15 protein-coding genes are annotated in these 17,730 nt (G+C 62.7%); 9 read left to right on the top strand and 6 right to left on the bottom strand.

From position 1 onward, the window contains the following. Positions 1–4: 4 nt before the first annotated feature. Entirely contained in the window at positions 5–1,138 is a 1,134-nt protein-coding gene (ribD, locus tag KVQ82_RS04290; protein WP_222018124.1) for a bifunctional diaminohydroxyphosphoribosylaminopyrimidine deaminase/5-amino-6-(5-phosphoribosylamino)uracil reductase RibD, read from the bottom strand. Then, positions 1,135–1,599, bottom strand: coding sequence for a transcriptional regulator NrdR (gene nrdR, locus KVQ82_RS04285; RefSeq protein ID WP_003228656.1), 465 nt, complete (start codon positions 1,597–1,599; stop codon positions 1,135–1,137). Before nrdR ends, ribD begins: the two co-directional genes overlap by 4 nt. A gap of 127 nt (positions 1,600–1,726) precedes the next feature. Between nrdR and KVQ82_RS04280 the strand changes: the two genes are divergently transcribed. The 3 genes from KVQ82_RS04280 to trxA all read left to right on the top strand — a co-directional run bounded on the left by KVQ82_RS04280 (position 1,727) and on the right by trxA (position 3,912). Continuing rightward, the gene (locus KVQ82_RS04280) at positions 1,727–2,191 is read left to right on the top strand and encodes a YbaY family lipoprotein (RefSeq protein ID WP_041074498.1); all 465 of its coding nucleotides are present in this window, start codon (positions 1,727–1,729) and stop codon (positions 2,189–2,191) included. After that, positions 2,188–2,841 carry a methyltransferase gene (locus tag KVQ82_RS04275; RefSeq protein WP_222018122.1) on the top strand — a complete coding sequence of 218 codons (654 nt, stop codon included), beginning with the start codon at positions 2,188–2,190 and terminating at the stop codon, positions 2,839–2,841. The genes KVQ82_RS04280 and KVQ82_RS04275 overlap by 4 nt, the downstream gene beginning before the upstream one ends. 198 nt (positions 2,842–3,039) lie before the next feature. Beyond that, positions 3,040–3,912, top strand: coding sequence for a thioredoxin (trxA, locus tag KVQ82_RS04270; protein ID WP_041074494.1), 873 nt, complete (start codon positions 3,040–3,042; stop codon positions 3,910–3,912). Positions 3,913–4,024: 112 nt separating this feature from the next. Here trxA and KVQ82_RS04265 read toward each other — a convergent pair whose 3' ends face one another. Further along, positions 4,025–4,384, bottom strand: coding sequence for a hypothetical protein (locus KVQ82_RS04265; protein WP_222018121.1), 360 nt, complete (start codon positions 4,382–4,384; stop codon positions 4,025–4,027). Positions 4,385–4,519: 135 nt separating this feature from the next. Here KVQ82_RS04265 and KVQ82_RS04260 point away from each other — a divergent pair, with 135 nt between their 5' ends. The 5 genes from KVQ82_RS04260 to KVQ82_RS04240 all read left to right on the top strand — a co-directional run bounded on the left by KVQ82_RS04260 (position 4,520) and on the right by KVQ82_RS04240 (position 8,639). Continuing rightward, positions 4,520–5,122 carry a DUF2796 domain-containing protein gene (locus tag KVQ82_RS04260; RefSeq protein ID WP_222018119.1) on the top strand — a complete coding sequence of 201 codons (603 nt, stop codon included), beginning with the start codon at positions 4,520–4,522 and terminating at the stop codon, positions 5,120–5,122. Positions 5,123–5,254: 132 nt separating this feature from the next. Beyond that, entirely contained in the window at positions 5,255–5,965 is a 711-nt protein-coding gene (locus KVQ82_RS04255) for an ABC transporter ATP-binding protein (RefSeq protein WP_007966120.1), read from the top strand. A gap of 1 nt (position 5,966) precedes the next feature. After that, the gene (locus KVQ82_RS04250) at positions 5,967–7,232 is read left to right on the top strand and encodes an ABC transporter permease (RefSeq protein WP_047296874.1); all 1,266 of its coding nucleotides are present in this window, start codon (positions 5,967–5,969) and stop codon (positions 7,230–7,232) included. Positions 7,233–7,243: 11 nt separating this feature from the next. After that, positions 7,244–7,762 carry a DUF3299 domain-containing protein gene (locus KVQ82_RS04245; protein WP_123588906.1) on the top strand — a complete coding sequence of 173 codons (519 nt, stop codon included), beginning with the start codon at positions 7,244–7,246 and terminating at the stop codon, positions 7,760–7,762. A gap of 178 nt (positions 7,763–7,940) precedes the next feature. Continuing rightward, positions 7,941–8,639 carry an OmpW family protein gene (locus KVQ82_RS04240; protein ID WP_041074487.1) on the top strand — a complete coding sequence of 233 codons (699 nt, stop codon included), beginning with the start codon at positions 7,941–7,943 and terminating at the stop codon, positions 8,637–8,639. A gap of 250 nt (positions 8,640–8,889) precedes the next feature. On the opposite strand, the gene KVQ82_RS04235 is transcribed toward KVQ82_RS04240, so the two are convergent. After that, positions 8,890–9,819, bottom strand: a complete 930-nt coding sequence (locus KVQ82_RS04235) for an NAD-dependent epimerase/dehydratase family protein (RefSeq protein ID WP_222018117.1) — start codon at positions 9,817–9,819, stop codon at positions 8,890–8,892. Beyond that, the gene (locus tag KVQ82_RS04230; protein WP_041074483.1) at positions 9,812–10,696 is read right to left on the bottom strand and encodes a sugar nucleotide-binding protein; all 885 of its coding nucleotides are present in this window, start codon (positions 10,694–10,696) and stop codon (positions 9,812–9,814) included. The genes KVQ82_RS04235 and KVQ82_RS04230 overlap by 8 nt, the downstream gene beginning before the upstream one ends. 323 nt (positions 10,697–11,019) lie before the next feature. Between KVQ82_RS04230 and KVQ82_RS04225 the strand changes: the two genes are divergently transcribed. Then, positions 11,020–15,384, top strand: a complete 4,365-nt coding sequence (locus KVQ82_RS04225; RefSeq protein WP_222018115.1) for a DEAD/DEAH box helicase — start codon at positions 11,020–11,022, stop codon at positions 15,382–15,384. Positions 15,385–15,510: 126 nt separating this feature from the next. Here KVQ82_RS04225 and KVQ82_RS04220 read toward each other — a convergent pair whose 3' ends face one another. After that, positions 15,511–17,604 carry a mechanosensitive ion channel family protein gene (locus KVQ82_RS04220; RefSeq protein WP_222018113.1) on the bottom strand — a complete coding sequence of 698 codons (2,094 nt, stop codon included), beginning with the start codon at positions 17,602–17,604 and terminating at the stop codon, positions 15,511–15,513. Between the last annotated feature and the right edge of the window lie 126 nt (positions 17,605–17,730).

Below are 17,730 nucleotides of genomic sequence, written 5' to 3'. Positions count from 1 at the left end.
GGAATTATACGCTCGCCGAAACGACTGGCGTCGCAGTGACTCGCCAGTCATCGCCAACCGCGCGGATTTCAGTGATTTTCAGCTCGGGAGCGTCCTTCATATAGGCCAGCGGCCAGTCCAGCAGCGGCCGCGCCGTGGAGCCGAGAAACTTGCCGGCGATGAAGATCACGAACTCGTCGACCAGCCCACGCTGCGCGAACGCGCCGGCCAGACGCGGGCCGGCCTCGACCAGCACTTCATTGACGCCACGGTTGGCCAGTTCGATCAGCAACTGATGCAGATCGACCTGACCGTCATCACCCGGCACGATCAGGCACTCCGGGCCATTGGCATATTGCTCTTCGACCGCCATGCAGGTGGCGACCAGCGCCGGGCCGGCCTTGAAGAACGGCGCGTCCAGCGGCACCCGCAGACGCCCGTCGATCAGCACCCGCAGCGGCGGACGGCTCATGGCCAGTGCGGTTTGCTCGGCATCCAGACCCAGTTCGTCGGCGCGCACGGTCAGGCGCGCACCGTCGGCCAGCACGGTGTCGGCCCCGGTCAGCACCACTGCAGCCTGCGCGCGCAGACGCTGCACGGCGGAACGCGCCGCTGGGCCGGTGATCCATTGGCTTTCGCCGCTTTCCATCGCCGTACGACCGTCGAGACTCATGGCCAACTTGACCCGCACGAACGGCAAGCCGTGTTCCATGCGTTTCAGAAAACCTTGATTGAGTTGACGTGCTTCGGCTTCCAGCACGCCGCTTTCGGTGGCGATGCCGGCATCGGCCAGGCGCTGCAAGCCACGTCCGGCGACATGCGGATTCGGATCGCGCATCGCGGCGACCACCCGGGCAACTCCGGCATTTACCAGCGCATCGGCGCACGGCGGCGTGCGGCCATGGTGGCTGCACGGCTCAAGGGTCACGTAAGCCGTGGCGCCTCGGGCCAGCTCACCGGCTGCGCGCAAGGCGTGGACTTCAGCGTGGGGTTCGCCGGCACGCTCGTGAAAGCCTTCGCCGACAATCTGCCCGTCCTTGACGATCACGCAGCCAACCCGGGGATTGGGATGGGTGGTGTAGTGGCCCTTGCGCGCCAGTTCCAGCGCGCGTGCCATGAAACGGGCGTCGAGGATCGCCTGCTCGGCGGCGCTGGTCATTCTTTCACCGGTTCGCGGGCGAGGCGGTCGATCTCTTCGCGAAATTCGTTGAGGTCCTGAAAGCGTCGGTATACCGAAGCGAAACGGATATAGGCGACTTCATCGAGCTTTTGCAGCTCGGCCATCACCAGTTCGCCGACCACGAGGGATTTGACCTCGCGCTCGCCGGTGGCGCGCAGCTTGTGCTTGATGTGGACCAGGGAGGATTCGAGACGCTCGACGCTCACCGGACGTTTCTCCAGCGCGCGTTGCATGCCGGCGCGGAGTTTTTCTTCGTCGAACGGTTGGCGGCTGCCGTCGGTTTTGATCAGGCGCGGCAACACCAGTTCGGCCGTCTCGAATGTCGTGAAACGTTCGCCGCAGGCCAGGCATTCACGCCGGCGGCGCACCTGTTCGCCCTCGGCGACCAGACGCGAGTCGATGACCTTGGTGTCGTTGGCACCGCAGAAGGGACAGTGCATGGTGGCTGGCAACAAAAAAAGGGAGGGCCATGGTAGCGCATCCCGGTGGCAAGACAAGCCATAGGGTTTGCGGTATACAGACTGCCATGATCGTTTGATCCACGGATTTCATTTTCTGGAGCTGCCAATGTCGCTACGACCGCTCGTTTTGCTCAGTCTTTTCGCCCTGCTGGTGGCCTGCGGTAGCGATAAACCCAAACCGCAACCGCCAACACCGGGCCCGGCGCCGCAACAGGCGCAGAAAAAAGCCAAGGAAGCCGCCGACCTGGGTCCGCTGCCTGCCTATCAACGGGAACTGAGCGGTACCCTGCAAGGCGTGCCGGCCGGGGCCGAAGTCGAACTGGCGCTGCTGGTGATCGATGAAAAATCGCGTCCGCAACAACTGCTCGCCAGTTCCAGCCTGATTGGCAACAACCAGATCCTGCCGTTTCGCCTGCGCTTCAATCCGGAAGCCTTTCCGGCTGGCGCACGAGTTGAACTGCGCGGTCGTGCCACGCAATCGGGCCAGTTGATCCTGCACCTGCCGTCACAAACCATCACCCAGCCGACCACACAGGCGCTGGGCCAGTTGCAATTTGTCAAAGCACCATGAACGTACCGCTCGACCTGCAACAGGCGCTGGGTGAATTGCTCGGTGATGCGCGGCTCAAGGCCTGTGCGTTACCGGGCACCGATTTGCAGTTGTGGCTGATCGACGGCGACAACATGGATCGTGAATTCAGCCCGGATGAAACCCGGCGCATCCTTCACGAACCGCCCTACTGGTGTTTCTGCTGGGCCAGCGGCCTGGCGATGGCGCGTTATCTGGCGGAGTTTCCCGAGTGGGTGCGTGGCAAGCGGGTGCTGGATTTCGGCGCCGGCTCCGGGATCGCCGCGATTGCGGCAGTCAAGGCCGGGGCGTTGGAAGTGGTGGCCTGTGATCTGGATCCGCTGGCGATTGCTGCGTGTCGGGCCAACGCTCAACTCAATGATGTGCAGATGAGTTATTCGACGGACTTCTTTGCCGAGGCTGATCGCTTCGACCTGATTCTGGTGGCGGACGTGCTCTACGATCGCGAGAACCTGCCGCTGCTCGACGCGTTTCTGAGCCGTGGCCGCGAGGCGCTGGTAGCAGATTCGCGGGTTCGGGATTTTCGTCATCCGTTGTATGAGCGCATTGAAATGCTTGAGGCGATGACGTTGCCGGATCTGGCGGAGCCGGAAGAGTTCAGACATGTCAGTCTTTACCATGCGCGGCGCTAACCAAAAGCATCGCGGGCAAGCCCGCTCCCACAGTGACCGAGTCGAACCAACATTTCTTCTACGACACAGAATCCTGTGGGAGCTGGCTTGCCAGCAATGGCGTCCTGCCTAGCGGTACACCTCTCAAATCTGCCCCGCTTCCGGCCACACCCCGCCAAGCCGTATAGTTGCCCCATCCACGCTTTTACGAGATCCCCCATGAGTCAGCAAACGCCGTACATCTTCGACGCCACGACTGCCGATTTCGACCAGTCGGTGATCGAAGCTTCCTTCAACAAACCGGTGCTGGTGGATTTCTGGGCCGAATGGTGTGCGCCGTGCAAGGCGTTGATGCCGATGCTGCAAGGCATTGCCGAGAGCTATCAGGGCGAACTGCTGCTGGCCAAGGTCAACTGCGACATCGAGCAGGACATCGTGGCCCGCTTCGGCATTCGCAGCCTTCCGACCGTGGTGCTGTTCAAGGACGGTCAACCGGTCGACGGTTTTGCCGGTGCGCAGCCGGAGTCCGCCGTGCGCGCCCTGCTCGAACCGCATGTACAGATGCCACCGCCGGCCGCTGCCGATCCGTTCGAACAGGCGCAGGCACTGTTCGATGAAGGTCGTTACGCGGAAGCAGAAGCCGCGCTGGTGGTGATGCTCACCGAAGACAACAGCAACGCCAAAGCGCTGATCCTCTACGCCCGCTGCCTGACCGAACGCGGCGAACTGGGTGAGGCGCAAACCGTGCTCGACGCAGTCAAGAGCGATGAGCACAAGGCTGCACTGGCCGGCGCCAAAGCGCAGATCAAATTCCTTGGCCTGGCCCGCGACCTGCCGGATGCCGCCGACCTCAAGGCACGCCTTGCACAGAATCCGCAGGACGACGAAGCGGTGTATCAACTGGCGATCCAACAACTGGCGCGTCAGCAATACGAAGCGGCGCTGGAGGCCTTGCTCAAGCTCTTCATCCGAAACCGCAGCTACGGTGAAGGCCTGCCGCACAAGACCTTGCTGCAGGTGTTCGAACTGTTGGGCAACGATCATCCGCTGGTGACCGCTTACCGCCGTAAAGTGTTCGCTGCGCTTTATTAAGATCAAAAGATCGCAGCCTTCGGCAGCTCCTACAAAGGATCGTATTCACCGCTTATTTTGCGCAGGAACGCTGAACCTGTAGGAGCTGCCGCAGGCTGCGATCTTTTGCGGCTTACTCGATCCAGCTATAGAGCGGCGTATCCCCGCCGCTCGCTACTTTCACCTGTGAACTGTGGCGTAGACGTACCAACAGCCGTTTGCCTGCAGCCGCGCTGCCAGTCAATCCCTCAAACTGCTCCAGCAAATCCGGCCCGCTGAGCTGCCCGGCCTTGCGCAACAGATCCTGCGCGACCTGCCACAACGCATCGTCCTGGTTCAGTGGTTTCGCTGCCGGCGTGCTCAATGCCGCTTCAGGCTGATCACCCTGCGGCTGCGCGCCAAGGGCTACGCCGAGCTTCACCCAATCGCTGTCATCCAGCTCCACCGTCAAATCCACCGGCGTCGCGCCAACGGTTCCGCGTATCCGCAACATCTGCTTCGCTCCTGCACATTTCTGACCTGCATGCTCCCACGGGACTTGTGCAACGCCAAGCGCACGGGCAAACTCTGCGGACTTTCGTTATAAGATTACATAACAAACTCTTCACTTTACTTTCCGGAGACCGCCATGCGTCGTCTGCTGCTCGCTTTGCCGTTTGCCCTGTTGCCGCTGGCCGTCGCCCATGCTGCCGATGAGCACGATCATGACCACGAGCACGGCAGCCTCGGTGCCCACGAACATGGCGTCGGCCGCCTGAACGCCGCGCTCGACGGCCAGACTCTGGAGCTGGAACTGGAAAGCCCGGCGATGAACCTGGTGGGCTTCGAACATGCCGCCACCAGCGATGCCGACAAGGCCAAGGTCGCCGCCGCACGCACCAAACTGGAAAACCCGCTGGCGCTGTTCAGCCTGCCAGCCGCCGCCGGTTGCAAGGTCACCAGCCAGGAACTGGAAAGCCCGCTGTTCGGCGACAAACCGGCTGCCGACGAGCATGACGATGATGACCACGACGAAGATGCCAAGGGTGGTGAAGCGCATCACCACGATCACAGCGAAATCCACGCCCACTATCAATTCAGCTGCGCGGCCTCGGGTGCTCTGAAGACCCTGGATCTGGCGAACCTCTTCAATACCTTCCCGGCCACACAGAAAATTCAGGTACAACTGATCGGCCCGAGCGGCCAGCAGGGTACGGAAGTGACGGCCAAGGCTGCCGCCCTGAAATTCTGATTGCCTGAAAAATCCCCTGTAGGAGCTGCCGGAGGCTGCGATCTTTTGATCCTGTTTTTAAAGGCAAGATCAAAAGATCGCAGCCTTCGGCAGCTCCTACGCGGGCCCGTGATCAAACATGAAACCGGTGCCATGACCCAAGCACTCATCGAACTATCCGACCTGGGCTTCAACTGGCCCGGTCACCCACCGCTGCTGGACATCCCGGCGTTTCGCCTGGAGCCCGGCGAAACCCTGTTCCTCAAAGGCCCCAGCGGCAGTGGCAAGACCACCCTGCTCGGTCTGCTCGGTGGCGTGCAGAAGCCCGGGCGCGGCAGCATTCGCTTGCTCGGCCAGGAACTGACCGAACTCGGTGCCGGCGCCCGCGACCGCTTTCGTGTCGATCACACCGGCTACATCTTCCAGCAATTCAACCTGCTGCCGTTTCTTTCGGTACGCGAGAACGTCGAGTTGCCCTGCCACTTCTCCAAACTGCGTGCCGAGCGGGCGAAACAGCGTCACGGCAGCGTCGACCAGGCCGCCGCCACCCTGCTCGCTCACCTGGGTTTGAAGGACGAAAGCATCCTCGGCCGTCGCGCCGATTCACTGTCGATCGGTCAGCAGCAACGGGTCGCCGCCGCCCGGGCCTTGATCGGCCAGCCGGAACTGGTGATCGCCGACGAACCGACCTCGGCGCTGGATTACGACGCCCGGGAAAACTTCATTCGTCTGTTGTTCGCCGAATGCCGCGAGGCCGGTTCCAGCCTGTTGTTCGTCAGTCACGACCAGAGCCTGGCGCCGCTGTTCGACCGTCACCTGTCCCTGGCCGAACTCAATCGCGCCGCCACGTCTGCCGAGGTCTGAGATGTATCTGTTTCGTCTGGCCATGGCCAGCCTGGCCAACCGCCGCTTCACCGCCCTGCTCACCGCGTTCGCCATTGCCCTGTCGGTGTGCCTGCTGCTCGCGGTCGAGCGCGTGCGCACCGAGGCCAAAGCCAGTTTCGCCAGCACCATCAGCGGCACCGACCTGATCGTCGGCGCTCGCTCCGGTTCGGTGAACCTGCTGCTGTACTCGGTGTTCCGCATCGGCAACGCGACCAACAACATTCGTTGGGACAGCTTCGAACATTTCGCCAGCAACCCGAAAGTGAAATGGGCAATCCCAATGTCCCTCGGCGACTCCCATCGCGGCTACCGGGTGATGGGCACCACTGAAGCGTATTTCGAGCATTACCAGTACGGCCGCCAGCAGCACCTGGAACTGGCCGACGGCCGCGCCTTCGCCACCGATCCGTTCGAAGTGGTGCTCGGCGCCGAAGTCGCCGAGGCGCTGCATTACAAGCTCGGCGACCAACTGGTGCTGGCCCATGGTGTGGCGGCTATCAGTCTGGTCAAACACGACGACAAGCCGTTCACCGTGGTCGGCATTCTCAAGCGCACCGGCACGCCGGTAGATCGCACGTTGCACATCAGCCTCGGCGGCATGGAGGCGATTCACATCGACTGGCACAACGGCGTGCCGGCCCGGGGCAACGGCCGGATCACCGCAGATCAGGCACGCAACATGGACCTGACGCCACAGGCGATCACCGCGTTCATGCTCGGCCTCAACAGCAAGATTTCCACCTTCGCCCTGCAACGCGAAATCAACGAATTCCGTGGCGAGCCAATGCTGGCGATCCTCCCGGGCGTGGCCTTGCAGGAACTGTGGAGCCTGATGAGCACCGCTGAAAAGGCACTGTTCGTGGTCTCGCTGTTCGTGGTGCTGACCGGGTTGATCGGCATGCTCACGGCGATTCTCACCAGCCTCAACGAGCGCCGCCGCGAGATGGCGATTTTGCGTTCGGTCGGCGCGCGGCCGTGGCACATCGCGAGTCTGCTGGTGCTGGAAGCCTTCGCGCTGGCACTGACCGGCGTAATCGCCGGACTGGCGCTGCTGTACCTCGGCATCGCCGCCGCGCAGGGTTACGTGCAGGCCAATTACGGGCTGTATCTGCCGCTGGCGTGGCCGAGCGAGTATGAATGGACGCTGCTCGGTGGCATTCTGGCGGCCGCGCTGCTGATGGGCAGCGTGCCGGCCTGGCGCGCGTATCGCCAATCCTTGGCCGATGGCCTGTCGATCCGTTTATGAGGATATTCACCATGCCCCGCGCTGTGCTTGCGCTGCTGTTGCTGGTCGCCCTGCCCGTGTGGGCAGCGGCACCGAAAGACCTGACCTGGTCGGAGATGATCCCGCCGGACGCCGCGCCGGAAGTGCCGAACATGACGCCGTTGCACGACCTGTCGAAGATGGGCGACGCGCTGTCCGCCGAGTCGGCGCCGGCGGCGAAACAGGACATGCCCAACGCGCCGGTGGTGCAGAGCCTGGACGGGCAGAACATCCGCCTGCCGGGCTACATCGTGCCGCTGGAAGTCAATGAAGAAGGACGCACTACGGAGTTTCTGCTGGTGCCTTACTTCGGCGCCTGCATCCACGTGCCGCCACCGCCGTCGAACCAGATCGTGCATGTGAAAAGCGAGCTGGGCGTGAAGCTCGACGAGCTGTATCAGCCGTACTGGGTCGAGGGACCGCTGCAGGTCAAGGCGTCCACCAGCGAACTGGCCGATGCCGGGTATCAGATGGCGGCGGACAAGATTTATGTGTATGAGCTGCCGGAGTAATTCCGGCACTTCTGTGATGTTTTTAATGGCCCCTTCGCTGGCAAGCCAGCGAAGGGGTCGGCAAAGGTTCCACAAAAAACCGGGGCATCACTGTTTCATTGAGCTGAGTCAAAAGACCGTATCAGTTGGCTTCATACCATAGGACATCAGACATTTTTAACGTCCTTTTGGAGCTCCCATGAACAAGTCCTTGCTCAGCGCCTCGCTGTTTGCAGTCGCGCTCGCAGCCCCGCTCGCCCACGCTCACGAAGCCGGTGACATCATCGTTCGCGCCGGTGCGATCACCGTCAACCCGAAGGCCGACAGCTCCAGCGTCAAAGTCGATCAGGGTCCGTTGAGCGGCACCAACCTGGGCGGCAAGGCGACCATGAGCAGCGACACCCAACTGGGTCTGAACTTCGCCTACATGCTGACCAACAACATCGGGATCGAGTTGCTGGCGGCCTCGCCGTTCGAGCATGACGTGAAGATCAAAGGCACCGCGCTGCCAGCGGCCAACGGCAAACTCGGCACCCTGAAACACCTGCCGCCCACCCTCAGCGTCGTGTACTACCCGCTGGATGCGAAATCGCCGTTCCAGCCTTACATCGGTGGCGGCATCAACTACACCTGGATCTACGACGAGCACGTCGGCAGCGAAGCTCAGTCCAACGGCTTCAGCAACTTCAAGGCGAAAAACTCCTGGGGCCTGGCCTGGCAGGTCGGCGCCGACTACATGCTGACCGACAACATCATGCTCAACGCCCAGGTGCGCTACATCGACATCGACACCCGCGCGACTGTCGAGAACAACGCCGTTGCACCGGGCACCCGTGCCAAGGTGAATGTTGATGTCGATCCGTTTGTGTACATGGTGGGTCTGGGCTACAAGTTCTAAGCAACATTCGAACATTCGCGTGGTGGTGAATGCGGGCTAATGTGGCGAGGGAGCTTGCTCCCGCTGGGCTGCGAAGCAGCCCTGAACCAGGCAAAAGCGGTGCTTCAGAAAAACCGCGTTGACTGAATTTGCGACTGCTGCGCAGTCGAGCGGGAGCGAGCTCCCTCGCCACAGGGATTGCACAAGCGTCAAAGCGATACCCCGCCCACAAAAAAGGCGCCTGCAAAGGCGCCTTTTTTGTTTTTTCGATTTAGCGTCCCAGCAACCGCGCCAGTCCCACACGCATCGGCGTCGGCTCTGGCAGCTTGAAGCGTTGCAACAAACGCGCGTTGTTCGCCCGCGAATGACGGATGTCGCCGGCGCGCGCCGGGCCATAGCTGACCGGAGGTAACTCGCCGACCACTGCCTGCAGCGTTTGCAACATCTGCTTGAGGTTCATCGCCTGGTTCCAGCCGACGTTCATCGCGCCCACTTCCACTTCAGGCTTGTCGATTGCCTGCACCAGCACGTCGACCAGATCCTCGACATAGAGGAAATCGCGGGTCTGCTCACCATCGCCGAACACGGTGATCGGCAGACCTTTCTGCGCCCGCTCGCTGAAGATGCTAATGACCCCGGAATACGGCGAGGACGGATCCTGGCGTGGGCCGAAGATGTTGAAGAAGCGGAAGATCACCGGCTCCAGACCGTGCTGGCGACGGTAGAAATCGAAGTAGTGCTCGCCGGCCAGTTTGTCCGAGGCGTACGGGGTCAGCGGGGCTTTCGGCGTGTCCTCGTCGATGGACTCGCCCTCGCCATTGTTGCCGTACACCGCTGCGCTCGACGCATAGAGCACACGCTTGACCCCGGCCTGGCGCATGGCTTCGCAGACATTCAGGGTGCCGATGAAATTGCTCTGGTGCGTCTTCACCGGATCGTCCACCGACGCCTGCACCGAAGCGACTGCCGCCAAATGCGCAACGGCGCTGCAGCCTTGCATGGCCTGCGCGACCAGCGCGGCATCGGCGACGTCACCGACGATCAGTTCGACCTTCGGGTTGTCCAGCGGCAGGTTGGCGCGTTTGCCGGTCGACAGATCATCGAGAATCCGCACCGAATGGCCGGTGGCGAGCAATGCGTCCGTCAGGTGCGAGCCGATGAAACCGGCGCCGCCGGTGATTAAAACAGGGCCTTCAGCCATGACGATAAAACCTATCCAGTAAAGCCGGGAGTGCGGCGCGCCAGGCGCGAGGCTTGATCCCGAAAGTGTGCAGAATTTTCTTGCAGGCGAGTACCGCGTGCTGCGGTTCCTCGGCGGCATCCGGCCGCGCGGCATGGGCCTGAGCGGTCGGTGCTTCGATCGCCAGCGGATGCAGGCTGCGTGCTTCGGTCAGAATCGCCTGACCGAGCGCCAGCGGTGTGGTCGCCTCGTGGCCGGCGTAATGGTAAGTGCCCCACAGCGGCGCCGCGCAATCGAGTTGCTTGAGCACCGAAATGATCACTCGCGCCGCATCGTCCACCGGGGTCGGATTGCCCCGGCGGTCATCGGCCATGAGCAATTCATCCGGCTGTTCGGCGCGGGCGAGGAAACGTCCGAGGGTGCCTTCAGGGCTGTCATCGAGCAGCCAGCCGAAGCGCAGCAACACGTGTTGCGGGCAGGTCGCGCGGACACTTTGCTCGATGCGCCACAGCGCCTGGCCGCGCAGGCCCAGCGGCACCGGCTCGTCTTTTTCGCTGTAGGCAGTCGCCCGCGAACCGTCGAATACCCGGTAACTGGACGGTTGCACAAGAATGATGTTGTGGTGCTGGCACAGTTCCGCCAGCCGTTCGATGGCGCGCTCCTGGCCGGCCAGACGGCTTTCGCTGACGGTCTCGGCCTGGAACCAGTCGAAATAGTAGGCGAGGTTGATCAACGCATCCGGACGGGTATCGTCGAGCAGTTGCGTCAGGCTCGCGGCATCCCAGCCGTCTTCTGGCGGGCGGGGGGCGAGGAAACCGATGTCTTCTTCCGCACCGAGGCGAATCAGCGCCTGCCCAAGGGCATTTCCGCCGCCCAGTAACATAAGGCGCATTCGCATAGAGTCAGCAGGCCCAGTCTGATTGGAACGATGGCTTTAGCGACGGTGCTGGTGACACCGTCATCGATAATTGCCGGAATCGTTGCATTTTGCGGGTTTAGTGCGCAACCGTCACCCGTAAAGTGTAGATCGCCGGGAATTGTGCTGAATCAACTGGCCCCATCGCTGGCAAGCCAGCGCCCACAGGGTTCAGTGTTGATTGCCAAACTGTTGAACAACAACAATCACTGTGGGAGCTGGCTTGCCAGCGATGAGGCCCTGATGAACAGCGCAGATCCCCAGCGGTACTTGCATCTTGCCGCCCCCACCCGCATAACTTGAGCATGAATCTGCCCATCCCCAAGGACGCCGCCCTGGCTGGCTTTCACCCCGCCGTCAGCGCCTGGTTCAGCAGCACCTTCCCGTCGGTCACCGCCGCCCAGGCCCGCGCATGGCCGTTGATCCGCCAGCGCCGCTCGACGCTGATCGCCGCGCCCACCGGCTCCGGCAAAACCCTCACCGCATTCCTCGCCGTACTGGACGACCTCGTCCACCGTGGCCTGGAAAACCCCGACGGCGTCCCGGACGAAACCTTGGTGGTCTACGTTTCACCGCTCAAGGCTTTATCCAACGACATCCGCATCAACCTGCAAAATCCGCTGGCCGGAATCACCGAGCAGTTGCGCCAGATGGGCCTGCCCGAACTGCAAATCACCACCGCCGTACGCACCGGCGACACTCCACAGAAAGATCGCGTCGCCATGCGCAAGAGCGCGCCGCACATCTTGGTGACCACCCCGGAATCGCTGTACGTGCTGCTTGGCTCCGAGTCCGGACGCAAAATGCTCGGCAGCACGCGCACGGTGATCATCGACGAGATTCACGCCATCGCTGCCGGCAAACGCGGCAGTCATCTGGCGCTGAGCCTCGAGCGTCTGCAGGCGCTGTGCGCCGAACCCTTGACCCGCATCGGTTTGTCCGCCACACAGAAGCCGATCGAGGCCGTGGCACGGTTTCTGGTCGGCACTGATCGCCCCTGCGAAATCATCGACATCGGCCACGCTCGCCCCCGAGACCTCGGCATCGAAGTGCCGCCGGTGCCGTTGTCGGCAGTGATGGCTAACGACGTCTGGGAGCTGGTTTATGACCGGCTCGCCGAACTGGCCCGCGAACACCGCACCACGCTGATTTTCGTCAATACCCGGCGCTTGGCCGAACGCTTGAGTCGACACCTCAGTGAGCGCCTCGGCAAACACGCTGTGGCCGCGCACCACGGCAGCCTGGCCAAGGAATTCCGCCTCGACGCCGAACAGCGGCTCAAGCGCGGCGAACTGCAAGTGCTGATCGCCACCGCATCGCTGGAATTGGGCATCGATATCGGCGAAGTCGATCTGGTCTGCCAGATCGCCTCGCCGCGTTCGATTGCCGGGTTTCTGCAAAGAGTCGGTCGTTCCGGGCACCAGGTCGGCGGCACGCCCAAAGGTCGCCTGTTCGCCACCACCCGCGACGACCTGATTGAGTGCGCCGCCCTGCTCGACTGCGTGCGCCGTGGCGAACTCGACACCCTGCACATCCCCGAAGCGCCGCTGGATGTACTGGCGCAGCAGATCATCGCCGAAGTCAGTTGCCGGGAATGGGCGGAAGATGTGCTGCTGGCGCTGTTCCGCCAAGCCTCGCCGTACCGCGATCTCGACGAAAAACACTATCAGGCGCTGCTGACCATGCTCGCCGAAGGCTACAACGGTCGTCAGGGCATCCGCAGCGCCTACCTGCACCGCGACGCCGTCAGCCGCACGCTACGCGGCCGCCGTGGCGCGCAACTGACCGCCGTGACCAGTGGCGGCACCATTCCCGACAATGCCGACTACAGCGTGTTGCTCGAACCGCAGGGCCTGAACATCGGCAGCGTCAATGAAGACTTCGCCGTGGAAAGCATCGCCGGTGATGTGTTCCAGCTCGGCAATACCTCCTACCGCATCCTGCGGGTGGAAACCGGCAAGGTGCGCGTCGAGGATGCCCAGGGCCAGCCGCCGACCATTCCGTTCTGGCTCGGCGAAGCCCCGGGGCGCAGCGATGAATTGTCGGCGGCGGTGGCGCGCCTGCAAGCGACCCTCGATGAACTGCTTGGCGTCCGCCCCGGCGATCTGCAACCGGCGCTCGACTGGCTGACCGCAACCCTGGGCCTGAACCGTGCCAGCGCCGAACAACTGGTGGAGTATCTCGCCCGCGCTCGCCTGACCCTCGGCGCCCTGCCCTCGCAGGACACGCTGCTGATGGAGCGGTTTTTCGATGAGTCCGGCGGTACTCAGTTGATCATCCATTCACCGTTCGGCAGCCGCATCAACCGCGCCTGGGGCCTGGCCTTGCGCAAGCGTTTCTGCCGCACGTTCAACTTCGAGTTGCAGGCAGCTGCCAGCGAAGACGCGATCGTCCTGTCGCTGTCCACCAGCCACAGTTTCGAACTGGATGATGTCTGGCGGTACCTGCACAGCAACAGCGCCGAGCACATCCTGATTCAGGCGATTCTCGACGCGCCGCTGTTCGGCGTGCGCTGGCGCTGGAATGCCGGCGTGGCCCTGGCGTTGCCGCGTTTTACCGGCGGGCGCAAAGTCGCGCCGCAGTTGCAGCGGATGAAAAGCGAAGACCTCATTGCCAGTGTGTTCCCCGATCAGATCGCCTGCCTGGAAAACCTCGCCGGCGAACGGGAAATTCCCGAGCATCCGCTGGTGGAACAGACGCTCGACGATTGCTTGCACGAGGCCATGGACAGCGCCGGCTGGCTCACGCTGCTGCGGCGCATGGAGCGTGGCGAGGTGCGGTTGATCAGCTGCGATCTGCCGGCACCATCGCCGCTGGCGGCGGAAATTCTCAGTGCGCGACCGTACAGCTTTCTCGACGATGCACCGCTGGAAGAACGCCGCACCCAAGCGGTGATCAACCGACGCTGGAGCGATCCGCAATCCACCGATGATCTCGGTGCACTCGACGCCGACGCCATCAACGCGGTGCGCGAGCAAGCGTGGCCGACGCCGGCCAACGTCGATGAAATGCACGAGGCGCTGATGAGCCTGGCGTGCGTCAGCGACCTTGAAGTTCAGGCTGGCGAACACTGGCGCGAATGGCTTGACGCGCTGACTGCGAGCGGTCGCGCCTGCCGCTTGACCGTTCCGCCAGCAAAAGAAAAGCTTCGCGAGCCTGCTCGCGAAGACAGCCTCACAGTCACTACTCATCCGCAACCTGGCTCGTTGTGGCTCGCGCGCGAGCGCCTGAAGTGTCTGCAAGCGCTTTATCCACAGGCCACGTTGCAACCGCCGCAAGCAGCGCTGCCCGGGTTCGATGATATCTGGACGGTCGATGACGCATTGATCGAAGTGATCCGCGCCCGACTCGGCGCCTTCGGTCCGCTGCCGTTAGCCGCCATTGCCGAACCACTCGCGTTGCCGATACCGCAGGTCAATCAGGCCCTCGCGCAACTGGAGCGAGAAGGCTATGTGTTGCGCGGGCATTTCACCCCGGGCGTAGCCGTTGAGGAGTGGTGCGAACGGCATCTGCTGGCGCGCATTCATCGCTACACGGTCAAGCGTCTGCGCCGGGAAATCGAGCCGGTGGCGTTGCAGGATTTCATGCGCTTTCTGTTCGACTGGCAGCACCTGTCCGCTGCTACGCGCGGTCAGGGCCACGCGGTGCTGCCGGCAATTATCGGCCAGTTCGAAGGTTACCCGGCAGCGGCTTCGGCGTGGGACAGCGACCTTCTCCCGGCGCGCCTGAAAGACTATTCGCCGAGCTGGCTTGATGAGCTGTGTCGCAACGGCAAACTGGTGTGGACGCGCCTCAGCGCCCGACAGAAAGTCAGCGGCACGGCGTTGCGCAGTACGCCGATTGTGCTGCTGCCGCGCAGTCAGGTCGGCTTGTGGAGTGGACTGGCCGAGCAGACGCCGGTCAGCGAACTGTCGCCGAAAACGCAAAAGGTTTATGAGGCGCTGAGTCAGCACGGCGCGCTGTTTTTCGATGAGCTGATTCACGAGGCGCATCTGCTGCGCACCGAGCTGGAAATCGCCTTGCAGGAACTGGTCGGCGCCGGCCTGGTAAACGCCGACAGCTTCGCCGGCTTGCGCGCCTTGATCACCCCGGCGAGCAAGCGCCAGCAACGCAGCAGTCGTCGTGGGCGCGGCGCGTTTGTCGGTGGCATGGACGATGCCGGGCGCTGGGCGTTGTTGCGCCGCGGGCCACGGCAGGAAAGCGCTCATATGGCCTCACCGGAAACCCTCGAACATGTCGCCATGACGTTGCTGCGCCGCTATGGCGTGGTGTTCTGGCGCCTGCTGGAGCGCGAAGCGGAATGGCTGCCGAGCTGGCGCGAATTGCTGCGCACGTTTCATCGGCTGGAGGCCCGTGGCGAGATTCGTGGCGGGCGCTTTGTCAGTGGTCTGGCGGGGGAGCAGTTTGCCTTGCCCGAGGCGATTCCATTACTGCGCGAGGTTCGGCGCCGGGCGCATGACGGCAGTCTGGTTGCGGTGTGCGGGGTTGATCCGCTGAACCTGGCCGGGACGTTGTTGCCAGGGGCGAAAGTACCGGCGTTGGTGAGTAATCGGCTGGTGTATCGCGATGGGATGCCGGTTGCTGCCGAGATTGCTGGCAAGCAGGTTTTCTGGACTGAGCTGGATCAGGTGGCCATGGAGCAAGTGCGCAGCAAGCTGATCCGGCATTGATGTCGACAGTTCCGGCCCTTTCGCGAGCAAGCTCGCTCCCACAGGGGATCTGCGTCGTTCACAAATCCAATGAGGGAGCGGGCTTGCCCGCGAAGAGGCCGGCAATCCCAGCACAAAATCCGGCGGTCAGGTACTCGACCGTTGTGGCGCCTCGCTCGCCACCAACTCCCCCTCACCCTGCCGCCTCGGCAACAAAACCTGCTGTGGATAAGTCTGCGCGAAATGCACCTCGGCGCTGTTATCCACAAGCTTTTTCAAACGCTGATTGAACGCCCGGCTCACCGCATACTGCCCGCCCGACACGGTACGGAATTGCGCGGTCAGCACCACGCCGTTCAAGTCCATTCTGTCCACGCCAAATACATCCAGCGGCCCTTGCAGGTTGTACTTGAGGAACGGGTCTTCGCGAATTGAATCACCGGTCTGGCGGATCAGTTCGATGGCCTTGTCGACATCGGTGTCGTAGGTGAACTGCACCGAGAAAAACGCGAAGGCAAACTGGCGTGACTGGTTGGTGACTGCCTTGATCTGACCGAACGGCACCGAGTGTACAAACCCCTTGCCGTCACGCAGGCGCAGGGTGCGAATGGTCAGGCCTTCGACGGTGCCGGCATGCCCGGAATCGAGCACCACCCAGTCGCCGATCGACAGCGTGTCTTCAATGATGATGAACAGCCCGGTGATCACATCCTGCACCAGTTGTTGCGAGCCGAAACCGATGGCCAGACCGACCACCCCGGCACCCGCCAACAGTGGTGCGACGTTGATGCCGAGGTTAGCCATGGTGGTGATCGCGCAGATCACCACCAGGATGATTTTGATTGCGTTGCGCAGCAGCGGCAGGATGGTTTTCACCCGGGTGCTGGGCTGGCGCGACGAGCGTTTGCTGACCGGTGGTTTCAGCGCTTCCTGAATCGCCGTGTCGAGCACCACCCACAACAGCCAGGTGACGAGGAAGATCAGGCCGATGCTGCTCAACGCATTGCTGATCGCCCGGCCGACGGTGCTGCTCTGGGCAAAATCGAGCAGCGAAACGCCCCAGATCCGCCCGAGAATATCGATGAAGGCGATCGCCATGACGATCCGCAGCAAGGCGTGCAACAGGCTGAGAAAGCGTTCCTTGTAGGCGCTGCTGCGCTGAATCGCTTCGGCTTTGCGCGACTTGAACAGGTGCTGGAGGATAGTGCTGAGGAACACCGTGCCGATCAGCAAAACCGTGGTGAACAACGCGCAGCGCAGGGCCTTCTGGTTGTCCTCGCCGATGCCGATCAGATTGACCGCCGAAACCAGCACCATCAACACAATCGGCCAGTACCAGAGCCCGGAAAAAATCCGCAGTGATTCCTGCATCGACGGCTGCTTCAGGCGCTGGGCCAGCGGCCGGTTGCGGATCAGATGTGCCACCGGCCGGCGCAGGCGAATCACCAGCAGACCAAAGATGATCGAGGCGATCAGCCCGGTGAACACCGCGACGCTGCTGGTGATGTTGCCGCCCAGCTGACGGGCGATCTGCGGGCTGGTCAACGCGTCACTGAGGGCCGCGAGGAAGCCGATCAGGAACAGCGGTTTCGGGCAGTAGTCGCGGATGATCCGCGCGGCAGGCCGTTTGTGCCCGACGTTGAACATCACCACCACACACAACAACATTGAGGTGGAGAAAATACCGCTGCTGGTGGCATACGCCAGACACAGCGCCAGCGCCCGACCGACCGAGGCCTGCAGAAAGTGGCTGACGTACAGTGTCAGCGGCAGGCAGATCAGCGCTGGCACTGTGTACGGCAGCAAGTAACCCACCAGGTCCTGACTGCGCTGGCGGGTGCGCAGCCAACGGCCCTGACTCAGCCGCTTGGCCAGCAGGCTGCCGAGCACCGTGAGCAGCGCGAAGGCGCCAAGCCACACGCCGGACAACATCAGGAAATCCCCGGCGACACTCCAGCCGGAGCGGTTCGACGGCTGGTTAACCAGCTTGTCGACCTCGTCCGCCGCGCGATCGGCACGCAGGCGCCAGGCGTCGACCAGATGTTCATTGAGGTCGAGTTTGTCTTGCACGTCGTCGATGCTCGAACTGATCGCGCCGAGCAGACCGCCCTGCACAATCGGCTCGGGTTTGGCCGGCTCTTCAGCGGCAGCCGGAACCCCCGGCAGCGCGGCGGCTTCGAGTTCGCTGGCGCCGAGAAACAGCAGCGCTCCCAGCAGAATGGCGATCCTGAACTTGATCAAAACTGCGATCCCTCTTGGCTGAACCTGTAAGGAACTGATCGGTGAATGGCGGACAAGTTCGGTTTTTGCCTGAATAACCCCAGTGCCCACTGCATTCCCCTCACCACAGGGTTCACAGCAGACTGT

The organism is Pseudomonas sp. AO-1 (genome assembly GCF_019775695.1).
GTDB classification, from domain to species: Bacteria; Pseudomonadota; Gammaproteobacteria; order Pseudomonadales; family Pseudomonadaceae; genus Aquipseudomonas; species Aquipseudomonas parakoreensis.
Note: the sequence above shows the minus strand (reverse complement) of the source record. Positions and strands in the feature narration are given on the sequence as shown.

Bases quoted from the DNA above. Each gene is read 5' to 3' on its own strand.
- ribD (WP_222018124.1), bottom strand. From the start codon at position 1,138: ATGACCAGCGCCGCCGAGCAGGCGATCCTCGACGCCCGTTTCATGGCA.
- KVQ82_RS04260 (WP_222018119.1), top strand. From the start codon at position 4,520: ATGCGTCGTCTGCTGCTCGCTTTGCCGTTTGCCCTGTTGCCGCTGGCC.
- KVQ82_RS04245 (WP_123588906.1), top strand. From the start codon at position 7,244: ATGCCCCGCGCTGTGCTTGCGCTGCTGTTGCTGGTCGCCCTGCCCGTG.
- KVQ82_RS04225 (WP_222018115.1), top strand. From the start codon at position 11,020: ATGAATCTGCCCATCCCCAAGGACGCCGCCCTGGCTGGCTTTCACCCC.
- KVQ82_RS04255 (WP_007966120.1), top strand. From the start codon at position 5,255: ATGACCCAAGCACTCATCGAACTATCCGACCTGGGCTTCAACTGGCCC.
- KVQ82_RS04240 (WP_041074487.1), top strand. From the start codon at position 7,941: ATGAACAAGTCCTTGCTCAGCGCCTCGCTGTTTGCAGTCGCGCTCGCA.
- KVQ82_RS04265 (WP_222018121.1), bottom strand. From the start codon at position 4,384: ATGTTGCGGATACGCGGAACCGTTGGCGCGACGCCGGTGGATTTGACG.
- KVQ82_RS04230 (WP_041074483.1), bottom strand. From the start codon at position 10,696: ATGCGAATGCGCCTTATGTTACTGGGCGGCGGAAATGCCCTTGGGCAG.
- KVQ82_RS04235 (WP_222018117.1), bottom strand. From the start codon at position 9,819: ATGGCTGAAGGCCCTGTTTTAATCACCGGCGGCGCCGGTTTCATCGGC.
- KVQ82_RS04275 (WP_222018122.1), top strand. From the start codon at position 2,188: ATGAACGTACCGCTCGACCTGCAACAGGCGCTGGGTGAATTGCTCGGT.
- KVQ82_RS04280 (WP_041074498.1), top strand. From the start codon at position 1,727: ATGTCGCTACGACCGCTCGTTTTGCTCAGTCTTTTCGCCCTGCTGGTG.
- KVQ82_RS04250 (WP_047296874.1), top strand. From the start codon at position 5,967: ATGTATCTGTTTCGTCTGGCCATGGCCAGCCTGGCCAACCGCCGCTTC.
- nrdR (WP_003228656.1), bottom strand. From the start codon at position 1,599: ATGCACTGTCCCTTCTGCGGTGCCAACGACACCAAGGTCATCGACTCG.
- trxA (WP_041074494.1), top strand. From the start codon at position 3,040: ATGAGTCAGCAAACGCCGTACATCTTCGACGCCACGACTGCCGATTTC.